The following is a 9,161-nucleotide window of genomic DNA, read 5'->3' as shown; positions in this document are numbered from 1 at the left end:
TAGTAATGAATTCACTGCCAAATTAAAAGCGCACAAAATCCGGATTAGTATGGATGGAAAAGGTTGCTGGGTTGACAATGTGATGATCGAGCGATTTTGGCGGAGTTTGAAATATGAAGAGGTATATTTAAAGGCTTATGAAACGCCAAAGGAAGCAGAGCTTGAAATTAGTAACTATATAGTGTTTTATAACGAGCAGCGATACCATCAGAGTCTTGACAACCTAACACCAGATCAGGTTTATTTTGCAAGACAAAGGTTCGCCACATAACTTGGGTTGATCACTTAAGAAACTAGGTTGTGTGTCCAGTCAATGGGGTCCATTTCTGTGATTGCTCAACATCCCCCCTGCTTGCGGATTAATAATACGGTGGAACAGCCGCTAATAACGCACCTAAAAAATAATTATTTACGACACAAGATAAGATGAAATTTAATTTACCTGAAAATCAATGGCTTGGGTTGGGGTGAAATAAAAAGAGATAATTATTAGCTCTTAATAGGTGGGGTATCTGCTGCGGCGAATAGTTAATCTCCCACAACCTTAATTTTTGGCGTGAATTATGTGCCGAAGTATAGTTAAATATTGACACTAACATCAATAAAGAGAGGGATTTATGAGTTTTTTAAAAAAGTTATTTTGCATTCATTTGTTCGGCCCGATTCAAAGTCATGGTGTAAACGGCTCCCGGGAGTGCATAAAATGCGGAAAGTTAAAAACTAAACACCTTTCCAAGGTATATTAACTTTCACTTGTTATTGCCGCTTAATAAGTTTGAACTTCAATGAAGTAAAAGTGCACGCTAAGGTCAGTTAATCGGTAAGTGGTTGTGTTAAAAATAAAAAGGGCCGCTGAAGCAGCCCTAACTTGTCATTTTCCTCCCTTATACCTTATTCAGTCATTGTTCAGAGTAAAGGGGAAGCATCAGCCTATGAACCGTGATAATTTCTTTTTATAGGAATTATCTCGCCGCTAACGACATCAATAATCAGCTCATTATCATTTAAAAGTTCTACTTCGTAGAAAGTTATTCCTTTTTTGTTCTCTAATTCCAGTTCAACCACACTGGAGCCATAATCTTTTTGAATTTTATTAATGCTTGCCTGGAGGTCAAACTTAGATGTATCCAGCTGACTGAGCATGACACGGTCTTTATCATCTAACTTACTAAAGCTGGCAATACTTAAAGACTCTCTTTCATCTTTTAATAACTTGCCGTCCGCAGTACTAAACTTAAGCTTGTGCTCTATTCCCTCTTTTTCATTGATAACTTCAATTTCAAAAACGGCCTGGTGATTATAATCATCCAGTTTTAACTCGGTTATTTTACCAGGAAAACTATCTGTTACTTTTTCAACAGCTTCTTCAATTGAGAAATTAGCGCGTTTTAAAGCTAATTCAGATAAACCGTCATTATCGGCAGCCGCCGTGAAAGAAGTTAGTACTAGTGCGCTAGAGATAGCAATGCGTTTAATAAATTTCATATTTGTGTCCTGTTGTTTAAGTGATGAGGCCAGTTTAGCAAAGCACTTTAGACAGAAGATGGACAACACATTACAAAAAATTAACAATTGAATTGTTCGAAAGGCTGCTGTTAATTATACCTGATTACCCGTAAAGCTCAGCCATAGCAAGGTTATCTTTGCGGCATTGGTGGTATTCGCAAAGCTGCGTACATAAATCGAGGCGGCATGTTTTAAATTCTTATATCCTGCTGTCTGTCATCTGGCTTTTTCTTAGCAGATATCTTTCTGCATGCCTGTCTTCAATAATGAGGCTGGAGATAGAATCTAAGCGAGACAGGTGAATGTACTGTTTGCCGGATGCTTACTGCCCGTCTCTATCAATAAATTCTATGCTGAACCATGTTGTATAGTTTTTGTTTCGTTTGCTTTTGTTGTTGTCTTTTTATTTCTATTTTTTTGTTGTTGTGATGTTTTATCATTATGTCCTTTCACTTTTCTTCTGTTCTTTCTTTCGTTTGCTTTTGTTGTCGCAGATTCGTTATGCAGTCTGGGCTTTATTATCTGTTTTGCTATAGATTGGCGATCCAGAAACGGCTTCGCTTCTTTAAAAGTGCTGCAGAAGTGAAACACAAGACCCGTAGAAAAATTATATGCTCTGCGGATGAGCTGGTTTGTCAGAGCCGTTTTTTTGATAACAAGATGAACAGAAAATCTGTTTTTTGTTTTTATATATTTAAATTAACAGGAACGTTATTATGAATGTACAAAAAATATCCATATCTATAAAAGTTATTTTCTTCCTTATTCTTTCTGCCTGCAGTTATTCAAGCTTCGCGAATGATATTGATACGCTTAAAAGCCGAATAGCCAAAGAATATGCTGATCAGGAGGCATACTCTGCATTAGGTACGGCCGGTTTAAGTTTGAACGCCCAGAAACAGATAAATAATCAGCAGGCCGACGGCAGCTGGGCAGATATAAAATATAGTGATATTCCCACTGACGGAAATCAGATTCGGACACATCTGTCGCGTCTAAGAATTCTTGCCGCGGCTGACTATCTGCACCTGCAGTCCGGAGCATCGCAGGCTCTGATCAAGGGGCTGGATTACTGGTACTCCCTGGCAGATCGGCACAACAGTAACTGGTGGTGGAACGAAATTGGTAAACAGCTGTATCTTGGGCCGATTGCGGTGATGGCGGAGAGTCAGCTGTCTTCAGCTATGCTTGCTCAGATAACAGCTGTTATGCCCGCCGCGCCTTATAAAACAGGAGCAAACAGAACTGATTTATCTAAAGGCGTTATATGGGGCGGCCTGCTGTTAAAGGACGATAAACGTGTCGCTCTTGGTTTAGAGGCCATTGAAGAAACATTAACCGTGACAACACAGGAAGGCATACAAAGCGATTTTTCATTTCAGCAGCATGGAGCGCAGTTATACACAGCCGGTTACGGAGAGGTGTTTTTTGAGACGGCCTCTTTCTGGGCATATCAGGTGCGGGATTTAACATGGAAGTTTGAGCAGGACAAAATTGATGTGCTGACAAGTTATTTTCTTGAAGGTGCACGCTGGATGAATTACAGCGGACGCTTTGATTATAATGTGCGCGGGCGCAGTATCAGCAGAAAAGATAATTCCATCCCAAGCCGCTCTATTTTGTTAACTCAGGCTGACTACATTAAAGCGCTTAGTCCTTTATCTTCGAGCCAGACAGATGCTTTTAAAAGTCATATAAAAAACGGGACATCAACAGGACTTTCCGGTTTTAAATCTTTCTGGAGATCCGATTATGTATCAAAAATGGGCCCTGAACATTTTATCGGTATAAAAATGAATTCCGTGCGCACGGAACCAACGGAGTCCGGTAATGGTGAAAACTTACTCGGATACTGGCTGGGGTTCGGCAGCACATTTATTATGCACAGCGGTAATGAATACAATAATATTTTCCCGGTCTGGAACTGGAAATTAGTGCCGGGAGTAACAGCGCCTGAATATGAAGCAATACCAGCTAACTGGGGTAAGGTTGAGCAGCAGGTCTCTTTTGTCGGCGGTGTCTCAGACGGTACTTACGGTGCGGCTGTTATGGAGATGGATTTTCTTGATACTCAGGCTAAAAAATCCTGGTTCAGTTTTGATAATGAGCTGGTTGCACTGGGATCTGCTATTACATCTACCCGTAGTGAAAATGTTAATACAACCATCAATCAGGCGGTTGTAAACGGCCCGGTGACTGTTGACGGTGTTGTTTATCCTGAAGGAGCAGGCAGCCTTGCCAATGCTAACTGGGTTCATCATGATAATGTCGGTTATGTTTTTCCCGGCGGCTGGTCTGGGAAAATCAGTAATCAGAGTCAAACGGGAAGCTGGCAGCGGATTAACAGCGATCAGTCAGCTGATCCGCTCACTAAGGATGTATTTACACTAAGTATTGACCATGGTCTGCAGCCTTCAGACGGCACCTATGAATATATTATTGTTCCGGATAAAACAGCGCTGCAGCTGGCGGATTATGCGGCTAAATTGCCGGTTGAGGTGCTTAGCAACAGCAAACATCTGCAGGCTGTACGTCATGCTGGTTTATCTTTAAGCGGCGCAGTATTTTACCAGGCTGGAACATTACAGATAACAGCGGATACAAAATTAACGGTTAATAAACCAAGTGTTGTATTAGTTGATCAGTCAGGCGCGCAGGCAAAAATAACCATAGCCACTCCCGGTGTCGGCATGCCGGTAACGGTAACGTTCAGCTCTCCGTCAGAAAATAAAAGCACAACGATTTATACATCGTCAGCAAAGTCTGATTTAGGTAAAAGTATGCTGGTGAATTTTGATGCTCCGGTAGTGCCGCAGCAGATAGTGTTAAATACCAATGCTGATACCTATGTGCGTGACGGTGCATCTCAGGATAATAACTACGGAAGTAAAGGTTATTTAACCATAAAAAGTGACGGCAGCGGATACAGCAGAAAAGCCATAGTGAAATTTGATCTTTTTCCTGCTGAACCGATTCTGGCGTCTAATGCGAAATTGAGACTGTATATCAGAACGGTAAACAGCGGACCGGCGAGAACTGTCACTATATCCCGTTTAGCCGACAGCAGCTGGGATGAGAACAAGGTTGCATGGTCAAGTATGCCTGCAGTAGAAAAACAAGGTCCGCAGCTTCAGATCACTGCAGCTCAGGAAGGTAGCTGGGTTGAAATTGATGTTTCCAGTCTGGTGCTGGATCAAAGCGGAAAAGTGACACTGCTTATTGAAAACCGCGGCCCGGCAGAGAGCACTTCGGACTTTACTATAATGAGCAGAGAAGGCGGAAAAGGACCTGAACTGGTGATTAATCCCTAGTTTTTTGTAATTGTGATATTTAATCAGTGAGGCTTTAACCGGTCTCACTTTCATTTTTCTTCGCAATGTTTTCTGCAGCTCTTTTTACTGCATTTTTTAATGTTTTTTTACTCTGCCTCTTTCACCTTGTTTTCACTTCTCCTTTCGTTTGCTTTTGTGGTCTCGTATTCATTACCCGGCAAGGGCCTTGTCCTGTTTTTTGTTGTAGATTATTTGTTCGACACTTCTTATTAGGTAAGGCGCTAAAGTGAAATTCATAACAAAAAATTACAATGCAGTTATGTTGACTGGAGGACTGCTTTTAGCATCTGCTCCCGCTATCGTATCTGCAGAAACCTCTATTAAGCTGGACTACAGGCACTCCTATTCGGAAGAAACAGAAAAGAGAGCGGACAGGCTGAAAACCTATATTTCAACGGACAGCCTGCTGCTGGAATTAGAAGCAACAACGGCAAGCGGTGGAGACTCTAATTGGCTGGAAGATAAGACAATTTCATCCTACGATATCGGCATATTCTATCCTTACCGTTATAACAAAAATCTCGTCTTTCTTCCTGGTTTTGACTACATCACTACAACCGATAATCAGCAGTATATCCCTTCATTAAGAATCAACTATATGACGGATAATAAAATCCGCCTGCAGACTCGTTATAAACAGATTATTAATGAACAAGCAATTGGAGATGACGAGAGATCGCAGGTTCGTCGTATTGATTTCTGGCTGGGTTACGGCACAAAGGCCTGGGATTTTCAATATCAGGTCAGCTTCGGCAAAGAGCTGAATAATGATGTTCCGCTGTATGACAATACCGATCATGACTACTGGCAGAATATCCGGATCCGCTATCAGCAGTATCAATGGCAGCCTTATATCGAACTGGGTGATGTCAAGGTCGGCCGCTACGATGATCAGCGTCAGGTTCGCTACCGTGTTGGTTTGATGTGCGTTTTTTAACCAGCTATAGCAGTCCGGATAAGTATCTGATCATTTTTCCAATATCTGAAACTGACCATTTATTTAGCTGGTCTGCTGCTACTTTAAATCTAGTAAAACAGGAGTCTTAACATGTCAATTTCTCGCCGCAGTTTTCTTAAAGGAACCGTTGCAGCTGGTGCTGCAGGGGTTCTGGCACCAACCGCCGCCGCTGCCTTGTCCGAAAAAACTACAGTTTTAAATAAACCGTCAAATCCTAAAAACATATTAATCATTACCGCCGATCAGCTGGCTAAAAAAGCGGTGGCAGGTTACGGCAATGATTTTGTAAAAACCCCGGCAATCGACTCGATTATTAAGCAGGGAGTGCGCTTTGAAAAAGCTTATTGTTCTTTTCCTTTGTGTGCGCCTTCCAGAGCCTGCTTCTGGACTGGCAGGCTGCCTCATCAGACCGGAATAATTGCCAACAGCAGTCCTAATATTCCCGAGACAATGGATACCCTGGGAAATTTATTCTCTGATGCCGGATATGAGTGTGTGCACTTTGGAAAACGCCATGATTACGGCTCTCTGGCCGGCTTTGACAGTGCAGAGCAGATAGAAAAAGAATTTGAAACAACAGCCGCTTTCCCGGTTAATTACGATACCAGAGAGGATGTCTACTGCCTGGAAGAGAGTGTTAAATACCTTAATAATTATCAGGGAGATAAACCCTTCTTAATGGCGGTTGAATTTAATAATCCGCATAATATCTGCGGCTGGGTTGGTGAGTTCCAGGGCGAGCATGGTGATATTGAAGGGATCGGGGAGCTGCCGCCGTTACCTGAAAATTTTGAAGCTAATGACGACCTGATGAACCGCTCTAAATCAGTACAGTATGCCTGCTGTACGCATAACCGCACAAGAGAGGCCTCTGCCTGGAGTGAGCTTAATTTTAAACAGTATTTAAAAGCTTATTATCATTTCACAGAGCTTGCCGACCAGTGTATTGCACAGGTACTGGATACATTGAAGGCAAAAGGTTTAGAAGACGAGACTCTAGTTGTATTGTTTTCTGATCATGGTGATTCCATGGCTGCACACAGGTTAGTCACTAAAATGAACTGGTTTTATGACGAGTCAACCAATGTTCCTTTTGTGTTTTCAGCACCGGATCTTCCTAAAGGACAGTCATTAGATCAGCTGGTATCGCTTTGTGATCTTCTGCCTACGCTGTGTGATTATGTCGGTATCAACACTCCCTCTAATCTTTACGGGCGTTCTCTGCTGCCGCTTTTAAAAGGGGAAAAACCTGCAGACTGGCGCCGGGAAGTTGTATGTCAATGGCATACCAACCGGGAAATGACCATACAGCCTGCACGTATGATGAGAACCGATCGTTATAAATATATTGTTTATCAGGAAAATAATGATGAAGAATTATACGATATGCTTAATGATCCTGGTGAAATGACCAACTTAAGTCATAAAGCTGAATCTGCAGATCTGCTGGAAGAGATGCGCACCCAGTTTAAAAACTATGCGGCAAACAGTGTAGATCCGTTTTTTACTCAGGAGGCGGTAATTGATAAACGCTGGCGTTCACATGAGCTGGGTTATCACCATCATAAGGGAGACTCTTCGATTGACATTTATCTGAAAACGATTCGTCCGCTCGAGGTCAGCGGTGATCAAAAAGCGATTGCTAAAGCTCGTAAAGAAGTGCTGACGGCTTCCCGTCTGTCATACTGTAAAGCGTAATTGATAAGCCCCCGTTTTCAGTAACGGGGGACTGTACTGCTATTTGTTTTTCGTCGGAAGCATTAACATGCTGTTATGACAGATAGAGCTGCCAGACATGACCATCTGGCCTTACTCCTATTCGGGCTGCGTTTGTCCTGTGCTGATATACTTTTCAACAGCCTGGCACAATACCGGTACGCTTTTGTCCTGGTAATCTAAAAAGCACTGCTCCCCGGTTTTGCTGAATGTCATGTCGACATTGAACTGGTTTAACTCCAGCAGAACCGGATCGCTGTGCATTGAGCCCGGCACACCTTCTAATGCTCTTTTGGTGCGGTCTCCGCCGTCCTGGTATTCAAGCGGTGAGCGGAATATATTACCCGTAATGCCGGCTAAGCCGTCTCTAGGCACGCCGCGCAGTTTGACCGACGGATAGTGTCCCCAGTCGGTGCCGCCGAATGCAAACCAGTTGTTGATCACATTAACGGCCTGACCGCCGTCTCCGGTACTGTCAGAATCTTCATGCATATCGAAGGAGTGACCTTCACCGGTTTGTAAAATAATATTATTGGAAGCTGTATAAGACTCTCCCTGTTTGCCGGATCCGGCAATGCTGTGACGGTTGCTGTCAAATACATTGCAGTACACCGCGGTTGAGGCATCGCCGTTCTGTACAACTACACCGTAACCGCGCTCTCTTTTCTGGTTAAGGTGGATATAGTTGTGGTGAATTCTGGCATTCTGTGCTTTTTTAAGTGATATCGCGCCGCCTCCCCAGCCGTACAGTTCGCTGTTTTCAACAATCAGTCCAGAGCTGTTTTCCTGAGTCTGAATGCCCAGGGTAAGCACATCTGTATCAATATGTTCCACCGGCCCCTGCAGCCTTAAGCCGGAGATATGTACATTACTGCCGGTTTGTATAATAGGGAAGTTATATGGCTGCTCGTCAATATAATCCACTTTCAGCAGTGCACCTGCACTGCCGTTTCTGCCTCTGTCACTAAACAGGGAGACATTATCGGGTATCACTAAGGCATTGCTCTGGTAGGGCAGCTCGATAGTGGTATCGCCGGGAATATAGATATTCTCTATGCCGGACTGCAGCGCAGCTTCTAATTCAGCTAAGGTGCTGACGCTGATCATATTCTGCGAGTTAATATCTTCTATATAGGGGTAATCATAGCCGCCGACGGTGCCGCAGCTGTTGATAACGCTTGAGTGGGCGAATATCGGCAGACTGCTTAGGACGATACTGCTGACTAATAACTTTATTTTCATTGGCTATTCTCCTAATAGATAAGTAATACCAAATCCACTAATTTTCTATTCATTTATGCTTGTTAAAATGGACGCTAGCTTCGTTCTTGATTTTGTAATTAGAATAACTAGTTACTGCAATCAACGCCTTGCTTTCATCCATTTTTCCTACGCCTAAATAGATCACCTAATTAATGGAATTGGTATGACCGTTACAGCCTAAGCTGTAACGGGTACTGAGTTTTGAATGGTTATTTTTTAGTTAAGGCAAATTTCTGCGGGGCTGCATCAATGGTGGTTACCGTGACATCGGTATTTTCGCCTTTTACTGCTGTCTGAACATTGCTGTTAGGCAGTGATAACTCCCACAGGCCCTTGACGGTGACAGTGGTGGTCATGACCTGAGACAGATCGTAACGCCAAGGACG

6 protein-coding genes are annotated in these 9,161 nt (G+C 43.0%); 4 read left to right on the top strand and 2 right to left on the bottom strand.

The features are described from left to right. Positions 1-271, top strand: a 271-nt coding sequence (locus tag G337_RS0118005; protein WP_028865118.1) for an integrase core domain-containing protein, incomplete at its 5' end; no start/stop codon positions are given. Between the two features lie 659 nt (positions 272-930). Here the strand turns inward: G337_RS0118005 and G337_RS0118000 are convergent. Beyond that, the gene (locus G337_RS0118000) at positions 931-1,485 is read right to left on the bottom strand and encodes a PepSY domain-containing protein (protein WP_028865117.1); all 555 of its coding nucleotides are present in this window, start codon (positions 1,483-1,485) and stop codon (positions 931-933) included. 737 nt (positions 1,486-2,222) lie between these two features. On the opposite strand from G337_RS0118000, the gene G337_RS0117990 reads away from it, so the two are divergent. The 3 genes from G337_RS0117990 (at position 2,223) to G337_RS0117980 (ending at position 7,494) form a co-directional block, all read left to right on the top strand. Continuing rightward, on the top strand, positions 2,223-4,817 hold the full coding sequence (locus G337_RS0117990; RefSeq protein ID WP_028865115.1) for a polysaccharide lyase family 8 super-sandwich domain-containing protein: 2,595 nt from the start codon (positions 2,223-2,225) through the stop codon (positions 4,815-4,817). A gap of 247 nt (positions 4,818-5,064) precedes the next feature. Further along, positions 5,065-5,775: an oligogalacturonate-specific porin KdgM family protein gene (locus tag G337_RS27875; protein ID WP_051303383.1), complete on the top strand. Its 711-nt coding sequence runs from the start codon at positions 5,065-5,067 to the stop codon at positions 5,773-5,775. 111 nt (positions 5,776-5,886) lie between these two features. Then, a complete protein-coding gene (locus G337_RS0117980; protein WP_028865114.1) occupies positions 5,887-7,494 on the top strand; it encodes a sulfatase family protein in 1,608 nt (535 codons plus the stop codon). A gap of 117 nt (positions 7,495-7,611) precedes the next feature. Here the strand turns inward: G337_RS0117980 and G337_RS0117975 are convergent, their stop codons facing one another. Beyond that, positions 7,612-8,754, bottom strand: coding sequence for a right-handed parallel beta-helix repeat-containing protein (locus G337_RS0117975; RefSeq protein ID WP_028865113.1), 1,143 nt, complete (start codon positions 8,752-8,754; stop codon positions 7,612-7,614). Positions 8,755-9,161: the final 407 nt, after the last annotated feature.

The organism is Psychromonas aquimarina ATCC BAA-1526, from assembly GCF_000428725.1.
In the GTDB taxonomy this organism is placed as follows: Bacteria; Pseudomonadota; Gammaproteobacteria; order Enterobacterales; family Psychromonadaceae; genus Psychromonas; species Psychromonas aquimarina.
This window is presented reverse-complemented; position numbering and strand designations above follow the sequence as displayed.